This is a genomic window from Brakhagea baltica (genome assembly GCF_052161605.1).
Lineage (GTDB): Bacteria > Planctomycetota > Planctomycetia > Pirellulales > Pirellulaceae > JBKCUI01.
Map to the genome: position 1 here is coordinate 4,050,335 of NZ_CP197409.1, position 22,081 is coordinate 4,072,415.

22 protein-coding genes are annotated in these 22,081 nt (G+C 51.1%); 14 read left to right on the forward strand and 8 right to left on the reverse strand.

The window, feature by feature from the left end:
* Positions 1-24: 24 nt before the first annotated feature.
* Complete coding sequence (locus SH449x_RS15505) at positions 25-690, reverse strand: sigma-70 family RNA polymerase sigma factor (RefSeq protein WP_482376982.1); 666 nt, start codon at positions 688-690, stop codon at positions 25-27.
* A gap of 227 nt (positions 691-917) precedes the next feature.
* Between SH449x_RS15505 and SH449x_RS15510 the strand changes: the two genes are divergently transcribed.
* Positions 918-1,562, forward strand: coding sequence for a helix-turn-helix domain-containing protein (locus SH449x_RS15510; protein WP_482376983.1), 645 nt, complete (start codon positions 918-920; stop codon positions 1,560-1,562).
* Between the two features lie 184 nt (positions 1,563-1,746).
* Here the strand turns inward: SH449x_RS15510 and SH449x_RS15515 are convergent, their stop codons facing one another.
* Both SH449x_RS15515 and SH449x_RS15520 read right to left on the reverse strand, forming a co-directional pair.
* Positions 1,747-3,063: a TldD/PmbA family protein gene (locus tag SH449x_RS15515; protein ID WP_482376984.1), complete on the reverse strand. Its 1,317-nt coding sequence runs from the start codon at positions 3,061-3,063 to the stop codon at positions 1,747-1,749.
* The gene (locus SH449x_RS15520) at positions 3,056-4,600 is read right to left on the reverse strand and encodes a TldD/PmbA family protein (RefSeq protein ID WP_482376985.1); all 1,545 of its coding nucleotides are present in this window, start codon (positions 4,598-4,600) and stop codon (positions 3,056-3,058) included. The genes SH449x_RS15515 and SH449x_RS15520 overlap by 8 nt, the downstream gene beginning before the upstream one ends.
* Positions 4,601-5,249: 649 nt before the next feature.
* Here SH449x_RS15520 and SH449x_RS15525 point away from each other — a divergent pair.
* From SH449x_RS15525 to SH449x_RS15535, 3 genes are read left to right on the forward strand one after another with little or no spacing between them, the layout of a single operon-like run.
* Entirely contained in the window at positions 5,250-6,293 is a 1,044-nt protein-coding gene (locus SH449x_RS15525) for a hypothetical protein (protein WP_482376986.1), read from the forward strand.
* Positions 6,294-6,308: 15 nt separating this feature from the next.
* Complete coding sequence (locus SH449x_RS15530) at positions 6,309-6,881, forward strand: hypothetical protein (protein ID WP_482376987.1); 573 nt, start codon at positions 6,309-6,311, stop codon at positions 6,879-6,881.
* Complete coding sequence (locus SH449x_RS15535) at positions 6,878-7,603, forward strand: hypothetical protein (protein WP_482376988.1); 726 nt, start codon at positions 6,878-6,880, stop codon at positions 7,601-7,603. The genes SH449x_RS15530 and SH449x_RS15535 overlap by 4 nt, the downstream gene beginning before the upstream one ends.
* Here the strand turns inward: SH449x_RS15535 and SH449x_RS15540 are convergent.
* A complete protein-coding gene (locus SH449x_RS15540; RefSeq protein ID WP_482376812.1) occupies positions 7,579-9,075 on the reverse strand; it encodes an ISKra4 family transposase in 1,497 nt (498 codons plus the stop codon). The two genes, SH449x_RS15535 and SH449x_RS15540, sit on opposite strands and share 25 nt — an antisense overlap.
* Before the next feature lie 153 nt (positions 9,076-9,228).
* On the opposite strand from SH449x_RS15540, the gene SH449x_RS15545 reads away from it, so the two are divergent.
* The 5 genes from SH449x_RS15545 (at position 9,229) to SH449x_RS15565 (ending at position 13,456) form a co-directional block, all read left to right on the forward strand.
* The gene (locus SH449x_RS15545; protein WP_482376989.1) at positions 9,229-9,561 is read left to right on the forward strand and encodes a hypothetical protein; all 333 of its coding nucleotides are present in this window, start codon (positions 9,229-9,231) and stop codon (positions 9,559-9,561) included.
* A 97-nt stretch (positions 9,562-9,658) separates the two neighbouring features.
* Positions 9,659-9,964, forward strand: a complete 306-nt coding sequence (locus SH449x_RS15550; protein ID WP_482376990.1) for a hypothetical protein — start codon at positions 9,659-9,661, stop codon at positions 9,962-9,964.
* Between the two features lie 460 nt (positions 9,965-10,424).
* Positions 10,425-11,213 (forward strand): hypothetical protein, encoded by a 789-nt coding sequence (locus tag SH449x_RS15555; protein WP_482376991.1) that lies wholly within the window; start codon positions 10,425-10,427, stop codon positions 11,211-11,213.
* 10 nt (positions 11,214-11,223) lie between these two features.
* Positions 11,224-12,837 carry an RHS repeat-associated core domain-containing protein gene (locus SH449x_RS15560; protein ID WP_482376992.1) on the forward strand — a complete coding sequence of 538 codons (1,614 nt, stop codon included), beginning with the start codon at positions 11,224-11,226 and terminating at the stop codon, positions 12,835-12,837.
* Between the two features lie 19 nt (positions 12,838-12,856).
* Positions 12,857-13,456 carry a hypothetical protein gene (locus SH449x_RS15565; protein WP_482376993.1) on the forward strand — a complete coding sequence of 200 codons (600 nt, stop codon included), beginning with the start codon at positions 12,857-12,859 and terminating at the stop codon, positions 13,454-13,456.
* Between the two features lie 280 nt (positions 13,457-13,736).
* Here SH449x_RS15565 and SH449x_RS15570 read toward each other — a convergent pair whose 3' ends face one another.
* Complete coding sequence (locus tag SH449x_RS15570; RefSeq protein ID WP_482376994.1) at positions 13,737-15,302, reverse strand: IS91 family transposase; 1,566 nt, start codon at positions 15,300-15,302, stop codon at positions 13,737-13,739.
* 45 nt (positions 15,303-15,347) lie between these two features.
* Here SH449x_RS15570 and SH449x_RS15575 point away from each other — a divergent pair, with 45 nt between their 5' ends.
* The 5 genes from SH449x_RS15575 (at position 15,348) to SH449x_RS15595 (ending at position 18,148) form a co-directional block, all read left to right on the forward strand.
* Positions 15,348-15,572 carry a hypothetical protein gene (locus SH449x_RS15575; RefSeq protein WP_482376995.1) on the forward strand — a complete coding sequence of 75 codons (225 nt, stop codon included), beginning with the start codon at positions 15,348-15,350 and terminating at the stop codon, positions 15,570-15,572.
* The gene (locus SH449x_RS15580) at positions 15,559-15,909 is read left to right on the forward strand and encodes a type II toxin-antitoxin system PemK/MazF family toxin (RefSeq protein ID WP_482376996.1); all 351 of its coding nucleotides are present in this window, start codon (positions 15,559-15,561) and stop codon (positions 15,907-15,909) included. The genes SH449x_RS15575 and SH449x_RS15580 overlap by 14 nt, the downstream gene beginning before the upstream one ends.
* Positions 15,910-16,017: 108 nt before the next feature.
* Positions 16,018-16,362: a tyrosine-type recombinase/integrase gene (locus SH449x_RS15585; protein ID WP_482376997.1), complete on the forward strand. Its 345-nt coding sequence runs from the start codon at positions 16,018-16,020 to the stop codon at positions 16,360-16,362.
* A 354-nt stretch (positions 16,363-16,716) separates the two neighbouring features.
* A complete protein-coding gene (locus tag SH449x_RS15590; RefSeq protein WP_482376998.1) occupies positions 16,717-17,745 on the forward strand; it encodes an RHS repeat domain-containing protein in 1,029 nt (342 codons plus the stop codon).
* Positions 17,735-18,148 carry a hypothetical protein gene (locus tag SH449x_RS15595; protein ID WP_482376999.1) on the forward strand — a complete coding sequence of 138 codons (414 nt, stop codon included), beginning with the start codon at positions 17,735-17,737 and terminating at the stop codon, positions 18,146-18,148. The genes SH449x_RS15590 and SH449x_RS15595 overlap by 11 nt, the downstream gene beginning before the upstream one ends.
* A gap of 993 nt (positions 18,149-19,141) precedes the next feature.
* On the opposite strand, the gene purB is transcribed toward SH449x_RS15595, so the two are convergent.
* The 3 genes from purB to rsmA are packed head-to-tail and all read right to left on the reverse strand — an operon-like array spanning position 19,142 to position 22,055.
* A complete protein-coding gene (purB, locus tag SH449x_RS15600) occupies positions 19,142-20,521 on the reverse strand; it encodes an adenylosuccinate lyase (protein WP_482377000.1) in 1,380 nt (459 codons plus the stop codon).
* 9 nt (positions 20,522-20,530) lie between these two features.
* The gene (locus SH449x_RS15605; protein ID WP_482377001.1) at positions 20,531-21,133 is read right to left on the reverse strand and encodes a riboflavin synthase; all 603 of its coding nucleotides are present in this window, start codon (positions 21,131-21,133) and stop codon (positions 20,531-20,533) included.
* A 4-nt stretch (positions 21,134-21,137) separates the two neighbouring features.
* Complete coding sequence (gene rsmA, locus SH449x_RS15610) at positions 21,138-22,055, reverse strand: 16S rRNA (adenine(1518)-N(6)/adenine(1519)-N(6))-dimethyltransferase RsmA (protein ID WP_482377002.1); 918 nt, start codon at positions 22,053-22,055, stop codon at positions 21,138-21,140.
* Between the last annotated feature and the right edge of the window lie 26 nt (positions 22,056-22,081).

The following is a 22,081-nucleotide window of genomic DNA, read 5'->3' on the forward strand; positions in this document are numbered from 1 at the left end:
AAGAACAACGAATCCAATTGGACACTAGGACGCGTCGAAACTTTGTTTAGACCAAAGTTCGCGGTATTTTTGTGGAGAAACGAGCTCCTCCTTGAGCCGAGCGAGCACACGGGTACGGGCTTTGTAGACCGCCCAGACCGAAATTTCTAAATCGTCAGCAATGTCGGTAGCCGAGTCTCCCTGGACAGCGATCCTCCAGAAAGCAATCCAAGTCGAGGATTTGAACTCATGTCGAAGCTCGGCCATTAAACGCAGGAAGAACTCTTCTTCGTCATGGGCGGAATGGGGTGGTGGATGTTCTGGAACCGCAACCATTAGCTGGATGCCTGTGGTTCCTCCACGTCCGTCGGGAGTTTGGTCTGCTCGACGAAAATGATCGTAAACAAGGTTTCGCACCAAAGTCCAAAGCCAACCGCGAAACGTCGCTCCCTCGACCGTAGGATCGAAACGATCGATCGAAGAATTGATGCGTATCAAGACCTCCTGGCATAGGTCATCAGAATCTTCTTGACGGAGCCCAAGACGACGACACCAAGAGTGGATGAGAGGGCTGTAAAGGAAAACGAAGCGTTCCCAGGACTCGTCGCGATGTTGAGAGAGCCCAAAGATGAGAGTTTGCGATGTGGCAATATCGCGAGCAAGCATAAGTCGAACAGGTTCGGTCAAGTGGCGACGGCAGAGACACTCCATTTCCCCTTAAAATTGTAATCGAAACAGAAGTCATAGGGAGCATAAACTGCCAATCGAATAGAATGGAATCCGCCACGGATTCGACACTAAGGCGGAAGCAAGAAAATCATAGACGGAGATTTTCATGGAGAATCTTGTTTCCCCCACAACGGTTACGCGTATGGGTTGGGCCTGTTTGTCTATCCGACTTTTTTCGCATCAAACGCACATTTGATTAGGATTTTATTATGGGTAAGGACGGTTTACGGGTGAACGGAAAGCGTTTGGCGGACTTGCGTAAACAGATTGGCCTCACACAAATCGACCTTGCAAACCGGGCAGGATACTCGGAACGGGTCATCCGGAAGGCCGAATCTGGAGGTCCGCTTCGATTTGATACCATCAGGGACTTGTCAGAATCCCTTTCGACTTCGCGCAGGATTGTTGAACCAGGGCATTTACTTCAGAGTAACCGGGAATTAGCAGTACAATTCGTGCACGCGTACGATCATTTCGGGCGGGATGCGCTACTTCACTGCGAAGGTATGTTCACGGACGATTTCGAACTTTATTGCCCTGGAGATACAGAACAGGTGGCTTTTGCTGGGCTCTGGCGGGGGACGGCTGGTGCCCAGGAATTCCTCAATATATTCTTTTCGCTTTTCACTCGGACTGTCGGTTCACTACAGCCGACTTACCTAGAGGCGGATAACCGAGTTGTGGCGCGATACGAAGATCAGGTCTTTTTTGAATCCCATCCTATGCCCTCATTCTGGGTGAACCTGCACTTTCAGTTCCGAGATGGACTTATTTCTAGAATCGACGACGAATACGATACGCGAGCCGCGTCGGAGTCGTTTTTCGAGCTTCTCAAACGCCTTGGGAGAATCTAGCCGGGGCAGGGTTGCGTGCCGCTATCGTGCCGGTTTTGCATCGCAAAGAGTGCTAAACTCAGCGTACCGGTGGTCGGAGCGAATGCGCCCGAGAAAATTCGAGACACAGGAATTTTTTTCGCTCTGACCACGCTTTATCGATTGTGCCCTACCGGTTGAACTGGGTCCCAAAGGGCTACGATGACTATACCCCCGAGAAATTCACATCCTCAAACACCAACGTCGGTGCTTTGAGTGGACTGTATTTCCATGGGTCGTTGCCGACGGCGACCAAGGCTTGGAAAAGCGTCAGCAAATTGCCGGTAACGTTCATCTCGCTCACCGGGGCACCGATTTGTCCGTCTTCGATCAAATGCCCACGCACTCCCAGAGAAAAATCCCCAGTAGCCCCGTCGGAATTTCCGCCGAGCCAACTCGTGATGAGGATCCCCTCCGGCAAGTCTGAGATGAGACCATCCAAATCCTCCTCTCCTAAACCGAGCACGCGGTTGGATGGGCTACCTGTCGTCGGTGCCAACCCGAGCTTCTTGCCGTAATACGTATCGATGTAATAGTTCCGGAGAACACCCTTTTCGATGATCGGAAGCTCCTTTGCCGAAATGCCTTCGCCATCAAAGGGTCTAGAGCTCAAACCTCTCACGAGCAACGGGTTGTCGACAATCGTCAGCAGCGGCGAGACGACTTCTTTGTCCACCAAATTCGCCCAGAAGGATCGTCCTTGTTGCAAGGAACCACCAGTCAGCGGGCCAAGCAACCGACCTACGATCGAACCTGCAGCTCGCGGATGCAGGACCATGGTGGTCTTTCTAGTGGGTCCCTTGGTGCTTCCCAATCGGTTGCGAGCTAACTCCAATGCCATGTCCGCCGTCTTGGCCGGATCTGGCAACTCCGATCGATGTCGACCCCCACCATAGAATCCTTCCTCCGGCCGCTTGCCACCCTCTTCATCCAGCACGACCCCAGCTCCCATCCACATGCTGGTGGATTCGTAGCTGCCACGAAAACCGTTGCTACTAGCCGCTGCGGAATGCCCGTGCGAAGTCGAAACACTCGAGGTCGCCGACAGCACCTTGTCCTGCCCGTGAATCCGCTCGTTCATCGCCTTGAGCAAATCCATACGCTCCTCACGAGTCACAGATGAAACGCTGTCATCCACCAAGTCGAGGTCGATCTCCGGGCGATTCGCGAAGAGGCTCGCATCGGGAATCACGCGAAAGGGATCTTTTTGAAGCGAGCGAGTGATCGCTACCGCTTCCTTCACGAAGCTCTCCAGCGATGCTGGCCGCAGATCGTTCGTTGAGTGAGCCGAGTAACGACCGTCTACCCAGAGCTGAACGGCAAGCCCCTGGCTGGTGCTTTCCTCGACTCGTTCTAACACGCCGTTACGCATCTCAAAGCTTACACCGTTGTTTCTCGCAATGTTGGCCCAAGCGTCATTCGCACCGAGCCGCTTCGCCAAATCGACCGCTTCGGCCGCACTGTTTAAAAGGGAATTATCCATGGACTCCTCCTACCGTCATCTTGGAAACGAGTACTGTGGGCATGCCTTGGCTAACGGGCACGGATTGCCCATCCTTGCCGCAAGTCCATCCACCCGTGTCGAGCTTGTAATCGTTCGCCACCATGGTGACGTTTCGCAAGGCTTCGGGACCGTTACCGATGATGTTCACATCCTTGATCGGTGCAGTAATCTTGCCATCCTCAATCAACCAGCCGTTCTTGATGTAGAACGTAAAGTCGCCAGCCCCGATTTGAACTTGGCCGTTGGTAAACGTTTCCGCCACGATGCCTCGTTTGACACTTTGAACGATTTCTTCGGGAGTGTGCGGTCCTGACTCCATATAGGTCGAACGCATACGAGGCATGACAACGTGCCTAAAGCTCTCACGACGCCCCGAACCAGTCGGATTAACACCATAGTGCTTAGCGCTGATCTTGTCGTGCAGATAGCTGGCGAGAACGCCATCTTTGACCATATAAGTCTTTTCGGTGACGTTCCCTTCGTCGTCAACATTGAGTGCACCTCGTTCGAAAGGTTGCGTACCATCGTCGATAATATTGACGAACTTCGGTGCAACTTCTTTACCAAGCATCGTAGAGTAGATACTGGTCCCCTTTCGGTTGAAGTCCGCTTCCATGCCGTGCCCGATGGCTTCGTGAAGCAGAATACCCGATGCGCCCGCTGCCAAGACGACTGGGAGCTCTCCAGCAGGAGGTCTTCGCGCTTCAAAGAGAAGCATTGTACGATCGACTGCTTCCTTGGAAACTTGACGAAGCTTATCCTCGGAGTACCAACTTAGCTCGCGTCGACCAGCTAGATTGCTGCTGTGAGCTTGTAACTTTCCATCTTTCTCGGCAGTTACCATCACCCCGAGTCGGCTCATCGGTCGTCGATCGCGTACGACTCGGCCCGTACTATCGGCAATCAATACTCGTTCGTCGGAGTCGGACCAGCTTACTCCTATCTTCTTGACCGCCGGATCAACCTCGCGAGTCAGCGATTCGGCTCGGAACAGTAGAGGCAGCTTGGCATCGATGCCGACTTGATCCCACGGAACATCGGCTTTGTAAAACGATGGCACAGGGTTCAAGGAGAATCTCTGAGGCGCTTGCTGCGTATTGCTTCCCTTAGCGATGGCAGCGGCGGTTCTGGCAGCCCCCAGCATCGACTCGAGCGTTAGATCTTCTGTAAAGGCATAACCGACTTGATCACCGATCACCACTCGCAATCCGACACCTTGATCGATGTTGGTGGAGGCAGAGCTGATCAGTCCATCCTCCATGCGAACGCTATTCGATCGGGTGTGTTGGAAATAAACGTCGGCAAAGTCGGCACCGCCCGACATCAGTTCCGCCATAACTTTGGCGATAACGGACTCATCGATCCCGAACCAATCCAAGAAGGGATCTTCCGGTGCATCGTCTAGTAATGCGGCATAAGCATTCCGACCGGAATGGGCTAAGAATGATGGCAAAGTCAAGGCAGCTGCTCCGGATAGTCCAGCTCCCAACACGTCGCGTCGAGTGAATCGGGACATAAATTGCTCCGAGGTCGATTCCGCTTCTTGCCTCCCAGTCGAGCTACCAAGCACCAAGGTAGAAGGCTATGTTGCGGGTTGGATGGAAATAAAAAACGCTTGGCAGTCCATCCGAGTGTAACGGTCGCGAGTTACCGGGGCAACAAGAGAATTCTCAAAGAACGGAACGAAATGTGGAACAATTGTCCTCAATTGTTTTGGCCCACCAACGATCATTTCAAACGAGATTCACGAACAATTGGGGACAATTGTTCTACGCTGTCGAGGGGATCAATTGGGGACAATTGTTCTACCTTTACCTTTGCCAATACAGATACTCACCTTCTGAGGGCTTGGCTTTTTTTGGATTGTCTTGGGTGCGGCTTTGGCATGGTAAGATTGGCAACGTGTCAATTTGGCGGACTACCCGCTAAATCACACTGTCTGGCGCAAATGTCGTGCCAATTCTGATGCAATTAAATGAAAAATGTACAAGCAAGCCCCGCGACGAACAGTATTGGCCCTGACCCCTTTGATTTTGACAGAGTCACCCGTTCTCGACAGAAGAACGATTTTCCGAAAATGTAGAATTTTTTCTTGACACTCCCCCCCCCCCCCACCCTTACAATTCCAAGCTCAGTTCGAACCCGGTAGCTAAAAGGTTTCACGCATGGCTATTCAATCGTCACACAAGCAACTTCTTGCAGTTTGCTTTTCCGTCGTCCTGCTTTACAACTGCTTCTTCTTGCCCGGAAGGAATGCTGTTGCGGATGATCTGCCGGTAATTGTATTCGCAAAGGGGACCCAGGAGAACATTATCGAACTCAGGGGGCTCGTTGAAGGAATAACAGCTAGCACGGATGTAATTCTCAAAAACGAAACAGGAAAGTCCTTTGATCATCTGCTTGCAGCACCGACATGCGGATGCCTGAATACTCGTAGTATTGATGGCAAATCGCTCGGAGATGGCGAACAAATTGTGGCAACATTAGTTCTCTTGCCAACGGCTAATAATTTTGCGCAAAGTATTTCCATAACGGGTGTGGGTGACAGATCACTACGAGTGGATGTAGGTACCTTCAGCGTGCGTGGGCGGGTAGAACCTCCAGTCAAGCTTTCTAAGTACGTGATTGAGCCAAAAGATATTGAAAATGGCTCGCTTCGCGTTAATTTGACGGCCAATTCGCTCGTCTCAGTAGACTACTCGGGAATCAGGCTGGGAAATGAAACAAAAGGTATTCGGATGGTTGTCGATGAGGCGAAATCCTGTCTGAATTTTTCCTTTGATTCGACCGCAAAAGAACTCCAAGCGTCAATCAAGCAAGTTCATATACCATACACCTGGAACGAAAACTCCTACACATACACGTCGACGCTGAGATATGAATCGCAGCCCTATGATGTTAGCCCAAAAAGCGTAATGCTACGTAAAAGGTCATCCGAATCAGGTGACGAGTTTTGGTTTGGTAAGCTATTGTTACGTTCAAGAATTGCAGAAATTGCGAAAGACGAATTAGCCTTCTTCTACACTGAAGCAGACGCAGTAGATAAGCAGTTAGAGGAATCAACCTACACTGTAAGGGAAGTTAACGGTTCTTCTGTTTTGGTCGATTTTAAAATACCTGTAGACTTGTTTTCCGGCAATCCAGATACGTTGAGAATTCAGATTGGCGAAGACAGAAGTGTTTCTGTTGATGTGTTTTGTAATCTCTAAAATTTGAGGTATGTCATGAGATTTGTAGTTCTTTTCGTTTTGATAGCGGTGTTCATAAGGAATGGAGTGAGTAACGCGGACGAGCTAACACCTCCGATAGCCGTTAATATTTGTGAGGGAATCGTGAATACTGGAGCGATGGATTGCGTGTTGGGAATGGAGGAAGAAAGAGAGACGTGTCCTAATCGCCCTAGTTCCCCGTGCTTCGTGCCGGGAGTTACCTGTGAATACAATCCACTTATTAGCGGAGATCGTCAATGTTGGTTTTCGCAAGATTACACATGGCGGTCTTTTGGGATGAAGACAGTTGCAAATAACCGCCAGGCCTTTAAATATAAACCCGCTGGACCTGGTGAGCTGGGTAAAACAACCAAGTTGTCTACGGCACCAGGAGGATGGCAAAAACAAGTTTGCGAAGAACGGTTTATCTGCTATTGCAAGCAGGAGTTTCTTGATCAATTCTTCACATGTGTAGAGGAAAAGTGTGGGGAGCTTGTGCTCTTGAATGTTGTAAAAACTGGCACTAATTGCTTTGGCCAGCCAGGCAACGGAGGTCCAGGAGCAGGTGGGCCAGGAGGCGGACTGTGAGAAGGCTAATAACTGTTTCAAATTGGATAGTTGGCGGATGGATTTGCTGGATAGGTATCAACACTACCTTAGCTCACTCACAAGACGCGATTTCGCGGCTAAAGGAATATGCTGTCGAAAGTGTTGTGTTCGATTTGCCGCATGTGCTTCACTTCGATATTGTGTGCACAACTGATAGTCCCAAAAGGGGGCGATTTGAATCGATACGACTGATTGGACGCCACGTTCATATCAATAACAAAAGACTAAGGAATGATTTTGTAAAGTACGAGGTATCGACATTAGGCTCGTATCGGGAAGAAAATCTCTTTCTGCAGTTGTCGGAGGACGAAAAGTACTCTGTCTTGCGGGATCGCGAGACTGCTGAAATGAGTGGCATCATGTCGGCTACTCGTGATTCGGGAGACCACGCACCAATTAGATATTGCAATCCCTTTGCATTTTTACTTCATGGCGACGCCGAACTCCGACGCCAAACCTTTCAGCAAGACACAATAGAGAAGTTTCTCTCTGTTATTCGTGACATTGAGCAATCCGAGCAGTTCGTTATGCTCAGCAAGGGGGTAATCGCTATGCAATTTACCTTCGCGGAAGATGATTCGTGGCGAATCCTGACGTCAAAGTTCTTGGCACCGAACATAGTACCGGAAGTTTACATGGAGCAGAAGGAAACGGGTGTGACCGGTTGTTCTGTTAGTTACGACGCCATTGCCAAGAACTGATCGCTATAGTTCACTCGTTTCTTACCGTAGATCGAGAGGTTTACCGTTCGGTGCGTTGTGGCTAAGACATCCCAAAGCTCACTCGCTTCGATGCAGCGAAGGTTCAGCATGGTCTGGGCTCCTTTTTCCTTCCATCTCATCCCACTCTTTTCCATTCGATCCTTGGGCACATGCCGACAGGCTCCTTCAATATACCCAGTGCATATCGGATAGCCTTTTGCCAAATACTCACCGTACTTGATTCGTGAGCGGTTGTTTTCCAAATACTTCACGATCTTGCCAAGCTCTTCGCGTTGTGCTTTTTTTATGCCCTTGCGTCTCATCGCAGTCTTGATTCCTATGATCATTAGACCTTCGGTTCCCTTAAGCAGTAGCAGCAGCTGTTCGCGAACATACGAGCTTTGCGAATCTGGTTGGATGATCTTCGCGGCTGCCCAGATTCGCGGAAGTACATGCATCAGGTCCAGTATTTCAATCGTGTTCCATCCCTCCTGGTACTCATGCGCTAAGTTCCAAAGTGATGGTTGCCCGTCGTGCATAACCAAAATCTCTTGACCCTCTCGGTGGCGTCGGAGCGTATTGGCAGTTAGCCATTGCTGAGCTTGCTCTTCAGCGGACTTACCGATCACGTTTCCGTTAGAATCATGCTTGGTCAACGCCCCAAAGTACCGAGGATTCTTCGGCTTAGCTTCTGATCTACTTGTCTCGCCTGACTCAGGCTCATGGAATAAAGCATCAATGATTTCTGTAGCCGTTCGAACATCGCGATCTACGGTATACACTCCGGCCATGCACGCCATTTGTTTCTGCCCCGGCTTGGGGCCCATGCGTTCGACAGAAGCACCCACAGGTGTTTTTTCCGTTTGCTTGCGTACCATCGGGATGCCTTTGTTGTCACTGGTTTGGACCAAGAGTTCTGCCTCGGTAGCTCGATCGATCGATGGCGGATTATCGAGTACCAAGGCCGCTGATTTTCCCAATCGGCTTCCGATCCGTTCGGCGCTGTCGACTGGGACGTGGAGTGACGTGATTCGTTCCAGTAACCCAACCGCTTTATGGAAGGAAGATTCGGTCGCATGAGTTCCGACCCACGACTCGAAGACCAAGGAATAATCATTCTGCGGGAGCCCTAAATGCTCGTCCAAAGGAATGGCTTGGATCGCTTGATCGGGTGTTGTTCCATAGACGTAGCGTTCGATTCTGAAATCGCCAAAGATGGAGCGATACCTCCGAGTCCGTTTGGGCATTCGATTATAGACTCGCCCTTTCTTCTCGATGGTAGGTCCAACATCTCCCTGGCCTGCTTGCTCGATGATTGTTCCAATCAATGCATGTCCGAGAGCCATTAGTCGCTTGTGTAAATCAAGCTCCGTTTGGTCGATCGCTTGCCCCGTACGAAAAGCTGTGTTAGCCAGCTCTTTAAGCTGTGCGACAATACAATCTACATTCTGGAAATCCAACGATTCGTTCATGATTTGACTCCGTGATTGAGAACCGACGAAAAAGCTCGCCGTTACCCTTATTATCTCTCTCAATACTGAAAACGAAACCAATTGGTTGTCGCCGGAAATGATGCCACAATATCTTGTGCTAGCAAATCGCGACTCACTACCGACTAAGCAACGATGAGCCGGTCACACCCGAAGGAAACTATTAAGAATCTAAAGGATTTGAAGGACTATAAGGTTGTATTTGAGTCTTCAGCTAAGTGGCGAGAGATTGACGGCAAGCATAAGATCCCATTCTTTGTTTCGACTCGCGATTTGACGTCGCCAAATCGCGATCCAGATCGGACGATTGAATTCGAAGGTTTCTTTTTCGGCATAAGCTTAGATGTCTCTCCCTACGAAAAACTGTTCAACAAAGAGAGGCTTAATGACGCGGACTGGCGAAGAGATCACGATCCCGAGCAGATTGAAGCGTTGTCACTTAAAGAACGCAAACTGTATCTGAAGTGAGACCAAAGTTAGAAGATAGGCTTGTCCCATTGATTGCTGGTAGGTCCCGACCCGAGGGACATAGAAAGCGCCGGGATAAGCCGGATTGGAGTTAGGAATGAAAGAGTCCTACAAAGAAGATTTAGCCAATCACTTTGGCTTCGAGTTGTACGCTGATGGCGGTAACGTCATGGGTGTAGCCACAACAGCAACATTTTGGGGACACACACCGTTTCGATGCCGACCACGCCCCCCGGTTTATCCTAGCGCTTTGCTGCGTCCCTATTCTGCCCGCGATAAAGATTTCCACACCGCCAGAGATAAGAGAAACGCAAGAGGATTAATGATCAACGATTTTCCACACAACTCTTGCGTCACTCTCATCTCTCGCGGTGTGATCGGTTTATTTCCGGCTTATTCGTGATCTCATCGGAGGTTCTAATAGCTCGCATTTCTCGCGTGGAAATCTTTGCACCGGATGAAGTAGCTATAGCCCGCACGTCCGCGATTTTCTTTTGGCGTTCCGACAAGAGCGGGGAGTCGGTCTGTTCTCAAAGGCTGCATTTTGGCTATCGCTCGGGATTCAAGCTTCGCATGTGGGCTTGTTTCTGAACGAAGTGGTCCCGTTTGAGCATCGACCGCTTTTTCTCATTTCACAACAGCCGCTACAATTCGACGGTCAAAAAAATGTTGTGTCCCCAAGTATCTTACACGGTATGGTAAATCTCTTTCGTACTTCACCCTCCCGAAGAATTCGGGAGGGTCGAGTGGAGGAACGATCACGAGGGGAGGGGGCTTTATGATCGCTGACCAGTTGGAGCCTTAATGCGACTCAGTACCTTTCACCCTCTCCGAGCTACGCTCGACTCTCCCTCCAAGGGAGAATGAATGCCGACGGCGTCGGGCTCGATAGCTCAGGCGGAGTCACCGTTCCCAAACTGGGCACCGGAGGCACTGGCACCTTTAGCGTCTCCCTCTCCAGCGCCATCGCCAAACTAGCCCAAACCACCGCCAACGGCGGAGCAGGCATCACCTTTAGCGCCACCGCTCCCGGTCGCGTTACCGTCGTCATCAACTCCGAAGACGAAATCAGCTTCTCCATCGCCGATGCGGCTGGCCGCACCGTCATGAGTGACAAACTCAACAATTACCGAGGCTCAGGCTCCACCGCCCTCAATACCCTGGCCACCTGGTCTTGCACCGTCCACGACGCCACCACCAGCCTGAGCGGCTTCGGAACCGTCCTGGTCACCACTAGCGTCGACTCCCTAGGTAAAACCACCTCGACCTGGACCGACGGTGCAGGTCGCACCCTACGCAGCATCGATCAACTGGGCAAAGTCACCACCATGACCTACGACCCTGCCGGAAACCAACTGTCCATCCGGGACCCCAATAATGTCGGAGCCGACATGGTTTACGATGCCCTGGGACGCAACACCGAGCGAACCGACACCGCCAGCGCAGTCACCAAGACTGAATATGACAAAGCGGGCAACGCCATCAAACAAATCGATGCCAAGAACAAAAACACCTTCATCGCTTACGATGCTCGCGGAAGACGCAAATCCACCACCGACCGCATCAGTGCCGCCACAATCTTTACTTACACCGCGCTAGGCCAACTGGCCTCCCTCACCGACGCCGAATCCCAGACCACCAGCTACACCTAACTCCAATACTGTGACCTACACCTATGACCCGATCGGCAGGAAAGCCACCGAATCCCTCGCCATCGCCAGCCGAACCTACACCACCACGAGCGAATACAATTCGCGAGGCGAACTCACCAAAGTCACCTATCCCGACAGCTCGATCTCCGAGCGAACCTACCACGACACTGGAGCCTTGCACCTGTTGAAACTGGACGGTTCCACCATCAGCACCAGAACCTATGACGACGGTCGCAGGCTCACCGGAGAAACCCTCGGAAACGGGGTCACAGAAACCAGAACCTACTCCACCGATAATCTTTTAACGGGAATTTCTTACGGAGGAACCGGTACTTCCATCGGCAACCTGAGTTATACTTGGGACGCGAACAAGAACAAAACTTCCGAGACCATTGGCGGAACAATGAGCGGCTACGGGTTCACTTCAGCAGGCACGAGCTACGACGACGAAGATCGTCTCACAGGCTATTCTCGCGCCAGCGGAACCTTCACCCAAACTTGGAACCTAACTCCAGTCGGCGACTGGAATAGCATCACTACCAACGGCACGGCACAAAACCGCACCCACGGTCCCACGCACGAGCTTCTTACCGCCGCAGGCCAAAACATCACCACTGATGTCAAAGGCAACATCACCGTCCTGCCTGCCAACCTTACACCTCAAAACTCACCGCTTGGCTTGCAATGGGATTTTGACAATAAGCTCAAAGCAGCCGACCTCGGCAACAACAGTAGCGTAGACGTTGAGTTCCAGTATGACGCACTAGGCAGGCGAGTAGCACGGCTGGGGAGCAGTGGCTCGTTCGTCTTCGTGCAGCAGGATCAGCAAACGATTGCAGACTACGGATACGGCGATGCACCAAGCTCACCGCTGTACCGATACGTCTACGCAAGCTACATCGACGAACCTGTCGTCCGCAAGGCAGCAGGAACTGGTGGCACGATCCATTACTACCATCGCAACCAACAGTACTCCATCACCGCTATGACCACGTCGACCGGCGCGGTCGCCGAGCGCTACGCTTACACGGCGTATGGACAACCTACGATTCTTAACTCAAGCGGATCTGTGCTTACGAATTCTGCAGTTGGCAATCGATACACCTATACCGGTAGAGAATGGGACGAGACCTTAGGCCTTCATCACTTCCGAGCCCGATGGATGAGCCCGCTAGTGGGGAGGTTCATGGGGAGGGATCCGATCGGGTATGTCGACGGACAAAATCTGTATCACAGTTATTTTGGTATGAGGGATACAGATCCAACGGGACTAGCTATCTTTTATCGAACTGCAAAAGTTTGCTCTGTCCAAACCAGTGGTCCAAGTTTTGACGGAGAAGAGTGCGTTGTAACTAGAAGAAAGAAATGTCAAGAGTATAAGCAGGAACTAGATACAGGCCCGCCAATCGTTGAGGGCCCCTGGAGAAGAGTGGGACAGCCGACGACCATAGTCCTGCATGCAGTTGTTGATCCGCAATATTGTGGCTCATGTGCACAGGAGTATATAGATGCTAATGGATTGCCGCCAGAACTTAATGAAGAAAACGAGACTAGTGAACCGGGGCCGTGGATACTTGATCCTTGGAAAAACCCAATTCCTTTACCTATCTACAATTTTGCTTAATTCCAGCAGGAGATCTAAGATGAATGGATCTGAACTTCCAATGCCAAACAGAACCGAAGGTGTGTTTTCGGCGTTGTTGCTTTTATGCTTGTCACCCATTCATTTGATTGCACAACAAGCGCCCAATCAAATTCCATTTGAGTACTCAAACGCGATAGTGCTGGGTGATACACGAGATGAATCAGTCTATGTGATTCAGGGTATGTCGGATCCGGTTATGTATTCTTCTAGGGCTCATTTGTCCGTGTGGAAGTTCCAAGCACTCAGTGCATTGTATGATCAACTGGATTCTCAAGGAAAGTCTGGACCACTCGAACCAAGAACAATCGTGGCGAAAGGGCAGTGTCAACATTTTGCATTAAACGCAGTAACGACACCTGAAGTGGATTTTCAACCCCACGGAATGGTGTGGAGCTGGATGGCAGGAAATGAAATTATGGGATGGATCCAACTTCAATCAAATGATGGTTTCAAAGTTTGTTATCTGATGGAGTTAAAAAAAGAGATCCATACAGACTTTTCTAAATTTTTTACCGTAGATACTTTCATCAAGAATGGAACTGACGAGATCGTGAAAAGATCTGGGGTTCACAGAATAAGAGATAGACTTAGTCAGTAAGGTTGCCGCCAATTGCGGACGGGTAGCCAGATGTTCCCTTTGGGTTGATTTGCCGTTTTCCCAATCTTTTCCCTATAGGATTACCAAAGGTGTTTTGGTTTTCCTATCGTTCCGATCGGTGCTCAAGCGAGCCGCTAGAGACCGTTTTCGAGCACTTTGTTGCACCGAATTTGGTCGTTAAAAGAGGGTTTTTGGCTTTCAGCGAATACGATCCACGCGGTCGCAGGTTGAATGCAACTTTCTTGAAGGTTCGGGCATTGTTTCTTGCGATGCAATGCACTTAATTGTCCGGTAACGGTAGTTGGACCATCGACAGTTCAAAGCTACTCACACGAGTGCATGAGCACTCCAGTTGGGAGCAGGTTATTGTTTCGCCAACTTGGAGCTCGCTAATCGACGCGAACTCTTGGCTCTTGAACCACCAGTCCTGCAGCGTAAGTTGCGGGATCCGGAGCTGTCGACTGGCGGCAAGTAATATCTGATGAACCTTGTCATCCATCGTCGTGTAGATCACCGCAAAGAATTGCATCCAATGATAGATCGTCGAGATATCGTTTTTGGTATGCCACGGGCTTCGATACTCCGTGAACTCCATCTCGCGCTGACCACACTGTTTGCACTTCGGTTTACTCAGTGCCTTGATGGCTTCGCTACGCGGCGCTTGATTCTCTCGGATTTGATACTCTGCTTCTGAGATACTCTCTTGAAGGAGGGTTCTTGTGTTTCTTACCCCGTCGGGATCGTCGATCTCACGTTGTTCCCGTTTGGCTTGTTCGATCGCTGCCCGGGCCTTGCCCACCATGGCCGTTCGATCGCGACCACTAAAGAGTCCCGCGTAGCGCATCCGCCGGACTTCCTTGGGGACGATGTGCTTCAGGAATCGTGCGACGAACTCATCCCCCGACATCGTTTCCTTTTTGTAGACTTCTTCTCGGTAGTCCCATTGGCTGATGGTGACGTTCTCTTCGTCGTCTTCTACCATCCGAGTATCGCTAATCGCGGTCCCTTGGACATATTCCGACAGATACACCGAGCACTGTTCTTTGGTGGCTAAACAATCGGGAGTAATCTGCGCATCGGCGATCCAGTTCTTGGCCGCGATAGGTGCTAACCAATCGTCGAAGCTTTCGTCTTCGAGGAGATGGCTCAGGTCGAATCGTCCCGCCTTCTTGAGGAATTTCAGAGACCGAACGAATTTCTTCTTAAAGAGGGCTGCTAATTCTTGCGGATTCAATGCTGGGGAATCTTGCGGGATATCCACCCATTGGCCTGTTTTAAGATCGATGCCTCCGGCGGTCATCATGCAATGGACATGAACATGCATGAGCATCCGTTGGCCCCAGGTGTGAAGCGTGATGAGAACACCTGGCTTGCAGCCGAATTGTTTCTCGCACACTTCCATGAGGACTCTTAAAGCGATTCGGAAGAACAGGTTGTAGCACTCGGCCGCATTGTTCTCAAAGAACTCCGTGAGCTCATGGGGAGCGGTAAAGACGATGTGGTAGTATTTGGTATCCAGTTCCCACGATTGGACCGTATCAAGCCATTTCTTGCGTTTGAGCCACCCGCAATTGGGGCAATGGCGATCCGTGCAAGGAGAGTACAGGATGCGTTTCCCAGAACACGCCTTGCAATCAAAGACGCTGGAGCCGTATTCCCCGGTCCGGCAGCCTAGAATCTTGTCCAGCGATCGTCTAGCGTGGCGTGGAATGCTGGAATCGTAAAGGAAGCCTTGCCCATACCGACGTAGCGTCGCCAGTACATTGCCTTTTGGTTCGGGTGGTAAGCGATGTTCGAGGGATGCAGATAGCGTCGTTCTTGAGAAAACTCGAGAGCTTCGTTCCATGATGCCGGTTGGGTAGGTTATAATCCGTAGCAAGGAGATGAAAGAATGCTTAAATCTGTTCGGGGAATCTATCGTAACGGACAAATTGAACTCGCCGAACCTGCCCCAGAAGAGGCTGGCCAGGTAATAGTTACGTTTTTGTCACCGGAGTCTATTCCACTCGCAGATCGTGGCATATCGCAGGAACAAGCGGCGGATCTTCGTCATCGCTTAGCAGCTTTCGCTGAAGACTGGGAGCGACCAGAAATGGATTCTTATGATGCGATGTAAGAGAGGCGACGTTGTACTAGTCCTGTTCCCAGACTCTAATCTTAGGACGGCGAAGCGTCGTCCAGCGGTCGTAGTCCAAGCGGATAATCTTAACTCCGGCCTTCCTCAGAGCATTGTCGCTATGGTGAGCAGTAACATGGCACGGTCTGGGCCTCCCTTCCGAATTGATGTCATTCACGCCTCACCAGAAGGTAAAAGCACTGGCTTGCATTGCGACTCAGTCATCATGGCTGATAATTTGGCGACGGTACTCGATATGGAAATTGATCGGGCAATCGGACAGTATCCTGCTATGTCCGCCATCGATTATGCTCTGAAATCGGCACTAGGTCTTTGAAGCCGGCTCATGATCCGACAAGGGAAAGGGAAACGAGACCGCGTCGTTCCTTTGGGATTGAGAGCTTTGCAATGGTTAGAGAAGTATCTACTCGAAGTGCGACCGTGATTGTTGGCAGGCAACGGAAGAAAGCGGCTTGGCAAGATGCCGGAGGAGAGCGATCGCATCTTTCTAGGGACCACGGGCAAGCCGATATCACCGGTCCAATTATCGCAGCTAGTGCGTGGTTACTTAGAATCCGCCGAGATCAACAAGACTGGAGCTTGTCACGTGCTGCGACACACGGCAGCGACATTGATGTTAGAGAACGGGGCTGACTTAAGGAGTTTGCAAACATTGCTGGGTCACGCCAGTCTCAACACCACGCAAGTTTACACGCACGTCACCATTGATCGTTTGCGCCAAGTCCACGACGCCACCCACCCCGCCAAACCCGACCAACGCCCCAAGTAGATCCCTAATTGCACCCTCCCGAAAAATTCGGGAGGGTCGAGTGGAGGGACGATCACTCGGGGAGGGTGCTTTAAAATCGCTGACCAGCCGGAGCCTATATGCGATGCTGTGCCTTTCCCCCTCTCCGAGCTACGCTCGACTCTCCCTCGAGGGAGAGTGAATGCCGTCACTTCGCAAAGCCTTGTGACGGCCTTCTTTTTCATCGCTTGGGAAACCAAAAAGATGACATTCCGAGCCATGCCTTTAAAATCCCGGGGGTTTGGGGGCAGGCCCCCAAGTCATGACGGAATCGGACCAAGAAAAATCCCAAAAATCAGCTACCAATCCGCTTCTTTGACCGTTTACAATTCGGGTATGACACATCACCCGACCATCACTTCCGAAGCCCCCTCTTCCGCATCGCTGCCATTCGATGCCTCGTCGGATTCTATCGACTCGCTCACCACCTCTTTCACCGCGTCCGTAGTACCTACATTAGAAACCACGACGGTCACCGAAGTTGCATTAGGCTACCATCGCAACCAACAGTACTCCATCACCGCTATGACCACGTCGACTGGCGCGGTCGCAGAGCGCTACGCTTACACTGCGTATGGGCAACCTACGATCCTAAACGCCAGCGGAACTGTACTTACGAGTTCTGCGGTTAGTAATCGGTATACCTATACAGGTAGAGAATGGGACGAGACGATAGGTCTCTATCACTTCCGAGCCCGATGGATGAGCCCGATGGCGGGGAGGTTCTTGGGAAGAGATCCGATCGGTTTTGAAGGGAGTCCGTGGGAATTGTATGAGTTTGTTTATTCCAAACCGCTTGTTTTTGCTGATCCCGATGGACTCGCGGGATCTATTTGTGGGGGTCCTTATCCTTGGGGGATCTATCCTGTTTCACTTCCGAAGATTCTTCCGGGTGTCGGACGTCCAAACGGTAAGACTTTATTGGGTTTCAACAGAGGTTGTTTCTTGAATTGTCGAGCAAAAGAAGATCGGGTAACGGGTAACGCACCTATACTTCCACCCGGGGTTGCGGCAGAGGTTGGACCAAGTGGAGGAAACAATACGACACAGAATTTCCCTACGAATCCGCCATCCAAAATAGGTGGAGGCGGTTGTGACCCTTGTATTGTTGTCGTGATCAAGTGCGGGACGACTGTCACGGTATTTCACTTTCTCGCAGGCATTGATGACCCAATAGAAACGCTCAGACCTTACGACTGGTCTGGATGCAAGGCAATGGTTTGTGGGGGGAATGATGAAGGGCAGTCAAATTGTACTGCGGATAGTGCAATTGATGCGATTCGAAATAAAGGAATATCTCTAGAACATGTTTCCGGCGCATCTAGTTGCGGAGTTGATGAGAACGGTGACTGGTATGAGAAGTAAAGACGGTTGGAGATGGAAGATTTTTGGTGTTATTTTACTGTCAGTTACGTGCCTTGCCTTTATTATCGAATGGGTAGCAAATAAAAAATTACATGCAATGTGGCTGATTGAAACAGTCGGTGCAATTGATAACCTTAGGCTATACCCTCCCGAAGGTGTAGAAAGGGAAGAGTGGGACAGAATGGTTGGCTGGACAGCCGTCGGAGTTCCGAATTGTTTTTGCGAGACTTCACATATCGTCAGTCCAGACGAATTTAAGAATTTCAAGCGTGAGCTTGCCGTATTGTTGAAGCCTGGTGCTGATAAAAAAGACCTTGAGTGGATTTGGGATCAGATGGCCGAGCATTCCAAGATTGGCAAGGCTGGATATGTAGATCGCTTTCGTCCACAGAATAAGAGATAGACTTAGTCAGTAAGGTCTCCGCCAATTGCGGACGGGGAGCCAGTTGGTCACTTTGGGTTGATTTGCCGTTTTCCCAATTTTTTCCCTATAGGATTACCAACGGTGTTTTGGTTTTCCTATCGTCCCAATCGTGGCTCAAGCGAGCCATGAGATACCGTTTTCGAGCACTTTGTTGCACCGAATTTGGTCATTTGCTCTCCACTGCGTTCATCTCAGTGGAAGCATGACTAACAAGCTAGCCACGATGCACTCACGCCCCCCCTTCCCTTGTGTCTCGCCTACGGCGAGACACAAGGGAAGGGGGGGATATAATGGGGAGATGCGTAGCTAGCTTGTTAGTCATCGCTCCACCGACACGAGGTCGGAATGGAGGCGTTCGTGTTCAGATCAAAGCTACTCACACGAGTGCATGAGCACTCAAGCTGCGAGCAGGTTATTGTTTCACCAACTTCGAGCTCACTGATCGACGCGAACTCTTGGCTCGTGAACCACCAGTCCTGCAGCGTGAGTTGCATTCTTATTCACCCTCCCAAAGAATTCGGGAGGGTCGAGTGGAGGGACGATCGCGAGGGGAGGGGGTTTTAAGATCGCTGGCTAGTCGGGCCGTTATGCATTGCTGTGCCTTTCACCCTCTCCGAGCTACGCTCGACTCTCCCTCGAGGGAGAATGAATGCATTCTTATTCACCCTCCCAAAGAATTTGGGAGGGTCGAGTGGAGGAACGATCACTCGGGGAGGGGGTTTTAAAATCGCCGACCAGCCGGAGCGTTTATGCATTGCTGTGCCTTCCACCCTCTCCGAGCTACGCTCGACTCTCCCTCGAAGGGAGAGTGAATGCTGTAACTGCGAAGAGCCTTGTCACAGCATTGCTCTTTGTCGCCTCGAGGCCTTTGCTGTTTTGATTTCGTTGTTTCGGCACTTCGCTCTGTGGATAACACGAGACTTCGGTATTAGTGTCGATTGGTGTTTCCGTCCCCTTTTCTGTCCCCTTTCCCTAAAGTCCAGCTTCAGGTGAAATGCCGGTGTAATTGTAAGGGGTAATGCTTTTGAGCTGCGACTTGATCTCGTCGCTTACTCCCAGGCCGTCGATAAAGCGATTGAAGGTGTCTTGATCGACGGCATGATTCCCTCGGGTGAGCTCTTTGAGGGCCTCGTAGGGGTTCGGGACTTTTTCGCGTCGCAAGATCGTCTGAATGGCCTCTGCAATGACGATCCAGTTCTTTTGTAGATCTTGCTCCAGTTGGCCTTCGTTAAGGACCAATTTGCCTAGCCCCCGCTTGATGGATCGCAATGAAAGAATTAGGTGCGCAAACGGAACTCCGATGTTGCGAAGAACAGTAGAGTCGGTCAAATCTCGCTGCAATCGGGATATCGGAAGCTTGGCCGCTAGATGTTCCCATAGGGCGTTCGCGATACCGAGATTCCCCTCGGCATTCTCAAAGTCGATCGGATTCACCTTGTGAGGCATCGCGCTCGAGCCGACCTCGCCCGCTTTGATCTTTTGCTTAAAGTAATCCATCGAAACGTAGGTCCAAATGTCTCGACAGAAATCGATGAGAATGGTGCCGATCCGTTTCAGGCAATCCATCTGGGCTGCTAAGTCATCGTAGTGTTCGATCTGGGTGGTGAACTGCTGGCGTTGCAAACCAAGCCGACTTGAAAGAAATTGGTTTCCAAAGTCGATCCAATCGATTTGCGGAAATGCCACGTGATGAGCGTTGAAGTTTCCGGTTGCACCGCCAAACTTGCCCGAGGTCGGCAACGATTCTAGTACCGCAAGCTGCTTGCCTAGTCGCTCGACAAAGACGAGCATTTCTTTGCCCAACCTGGTCGGCGAGGCTGGTTGGCCGTGAGTACGGGCCAACATCGGAATGGATATCCATGCGACTCCCAGCTCTCGGATGGTCGCAACGAGCTCGTGGAGTTGCGGGATCATTTCCTGCTTGAGAGCATGCATCCAAGACATGGGAACCGCAGTGTTGTTGACATCCTGCGAAGTCAACCCAAAGTGAACCCACTCTCGTTGTTCGTGGAGCCCCCAAGCATCCATGCGGTCCTTGATAAAATACTCGACCGCTTTCACGTCGTGATTGGTCACTCGTTCGTGTGCTTTAACGGCCTTGGCATCATCGAGCGAAAAATTGCGGTAGAGGCTGAGCAAATTCTCGCGATCGGCATCCAAAAATTGAACCAAGCCATGATCAGCCAGCATCAACAAGTACTCGACTTCAACCCATACGCGATACTTGATCAGTGCGTACTCGGAGAAGTACTCGTCGAGTCTTGGAAAGTTGTCCCCGAGTTCGGAGCTGCTGAGTTGGGAACGATAGCGACCATCGATGGGAGAAACAGCGGTGAGAGGCTCTAAGTGCATTTTGGCTTACTAGCTAGGATTACCGGGATACAAGACGGCGCGTTGGGCATACTTGGCCAGAATGTCGGTCTCTAAGTGAACTTGATCGCTCGCTCGAAGCCGGCCCAGCGTGGTGACCTCAAGAGTGTGAGGAATTAGAGCGATCGTAAAGGAATCAGCCGTGACATCGACGACCGTCAGGCTTACACCGTCAATGGTTATAGAGCCCTTTGGGACCATCTGAAACAACAAGGCTGTGGGGGCCGATATTCTAAAGTGCGACCAGGGGCCTTCTTCACGACGTTCCTCGAGTCGGCCCAAACCGTCTACGTGTCCGCTGACAAAATGCCCACCGAGCCTGTCACCCACTCGCAACGAGCGTTCGATGTTGATGGGATCCCCAACTTGCTTGTGGCCAAAAAGGGTTTTCGAGAGGGTTTCTGATCCGAGTTCGAAGTCGCATTCCGAGCCACGAATCTCGACAACGGTCAAACAGCAACCAGCGTTGGCAATGCTGTCTCCGATAGCCACTCCCTCTGAGAGGATGCCTAGATCAACCGCCATTCTAAGCCCAGCCCCCTCGCGGGTGAGTTTTCGAACGATCCCCATACCTTCGACAAGACCAGTGAACATGACGTTACGACTCGTTCGTGTTGTTCTTTTGTGAAGCGATCCTAGTCGCCTCGATCAGTTCGATAATTTGCTCGACGGTCAGCTCTTCGGCTCTCATGTTTTCTTTAAGACCGAGCTTTTGAAGGACTTCGTCCACCTGCGGTTTGGTGAGCGAATCTTGCGTCGCGGTGAACACCTGGCTGCGCAAGAATTTTCTGCGATGAAAGAAAAGTGCTCTCAAGGTCACGTGAAAGTATTCCAAATCGTTGATGCGGCTCCGCTTGGCTTCGTTTGGCTTGACACGGATAATGGCAGAGTCGACCCGCGGGCGAGGCCAGAACACTGATGGTGGCAAGGTTCGCAGAATTTCACAGTCGCACAGAGCTTGCATCCATATCGACAGAGCGCTGTAGTCCTTGCAGCTCGGCGGGGCAACGATTCGGTCTGCGAGCTCCTTTTGAATGGTGACTACCATTCGTTCTGGGCGTGGAGATACGGATAGCAAGTTGCTGATGATGGGGGTCGCAACATTGTAAGGGAGGTTCGAGATTAGTTTGAATCGAGAGTTTGGTACCTCTGCGAGCTTCTCCTGGACGGAGTTCATGACCTCGGGGCGGAAATGATTTTTGTTTCTGAGAACATCGAACGAGAGCATGGTCACGTTCGGATTGGCCTGTAGCTCACGAGCCGCTAGCTCTTGCAAGTCGCGGTCGATCTCGACCGTGATGACGTGAGCAACATGCGGGGCCATTTTTTTGGTAAGAGACCCCATACCTGTCCCGATCTCCAGGATGATGTCGTCCGGGCGCAACTGAGCCCCCCGGGTGATAACATCCAAGATATTGAGATCGATCAGAAAATTCTGACCGTATTTGGTTTTGGGTTCGATCCCGGCCGCCTGGAAGGTCTGGCTCAGGTAGCTAAATGTTTGACGTTCTGACATGTTGTGGATTGTCAGGCAGGTAGCCG

Bases quoted from the DNA above. Each gene is read 5' to 3' on its own strand.
- SH449x_RS15505 (WP_482376982.1), bottom strand. From the start codon at position 690: ATGGAGTGTCTCTGCCGTCGCCACTTGACCGAACCTGTTCGACTTATG.
- SH449x_RS15510 (WP_482376983.1), top strand. From the start codon at position 918: ATGGGTAAGGACGGTTTACGGGTGAACGGAAAGCGTTTGGCGGACTTG.
- SH449x_RS15515 (WP_482376984.1), bottom strand. From the start codon at position 3,063: ATGGATAATTCCCTTTTAAACAGTGCGGCCGAAGCGGTCGATTTGGCG.
- SH449x_RS15520 (WP_482376985.1), bottom strand. From the start codon at position 4,600: ATGTCCCGATTCACTCGACGCGACGTGTTGGGAGCTGGACTATCCGGA.
- SH449x_RS15525 (WP_482376986.1), top strand. From the start codon at position 5,250: ATGGCTATTCAATCGTCACACAAGCAACTTCTTGCAGTTTGCTTTTCC.
- SH449x_RS15530 (WP_482376987.1), top strand. From the start codon at position 6,309: ATGAGATTTGTAGTTCTTTTCGTTTTGATAGCGGTGTTCATAAGGAAT.
- SH449x_RS15540 (WP_482376812.1), bottom strand. From the start codon at position 9,075: ATGAACGAATCGTTGGATTTCCAGAATGTAGATTGTATTGTCGCACAG.
- SH449x_RS15545 (WP_482376989.1), top strand. From the start codon at position 9,229: ATGAGCCGGTCACACCCGAAGGAAACTATTAAGAATCTAAAGGATTTG.
- SH449x_RS15550 (WP_482376990.1), top strand. From the start codon at position 9,659: ATGAAAGAGTCCTACAAAGAAGATTTAGCCAATCACTTTGGCTTCGAG.
- SH449x_RS15555 (WP_482376991.1), top strand. From the start codon at position 10,425: ATGAATGCCGACGGCGTCGGGCTCGATAGCTCAGGCGGAGTCACCGTT.
- SH449x_RS15565 (WP_482376993.1), top strand. From the start codon at position 12,857: ATGAATGGATCTGAACTTCCAATGCCAAACAGAACCGAAGGTGTGTTT.
- SH449x_RS15570 (WP_482376994.1), bottom strand. From the start codon at position 15,302: ATGGAACGAAGCTCTCGAGTTTTCTCAAGAACGACGCTATCTGCATCC.
- SH449x_RS15575 (WP_482376995.1), top strand. From the start codon at position 15,348: ATGCTTAAATCTGTTCGGGGAATCTATCGTAACGGACAAATTGAACTC.
- SH449x_RS15580 (WP_482376996.1), top strand. From the start codon at position 15,559: ATGATGCGATGTAAGAGAGGCGACGTTGTACTAGTCCTGTTCCCAGAC.
- SH449x_RS15590 (WP_482376998.1), top strand. From the start codon at position 16,717: ATGACACATCACCCGACCATCACTTCCGAAGCCCCCTCTTCCGCATCG.
- SH449x_RS15595 (WP_482376999.1), top strand. From the start codon at position 17,735: ATGAGAAGTAAAGACGGTTGGAGATGGAAGATTTTTGGTGTTATTTTA.
- purB (WP_482377000.1), bottom strand. From the start codon at position 20,521: ATGCACTTAGAGCCTCTCACCGCTGTTTCTCCCATCGATGGTCGCTAT.
- SH449x_RS15605 (WP_482377001.1), bottom strand. From the start codon at position 21,133: ATGTTCACTGGTCTTGTCGAAGGTATGGGGATCGTTCGAAAACTCACC.
- rsmA (WP_482377002.1), bottom strand. From the start codon at position 22,055: ATGTCAGAACGTCAAACATTTAGCTACCTGAGCCAGACCTTCCAGGCG.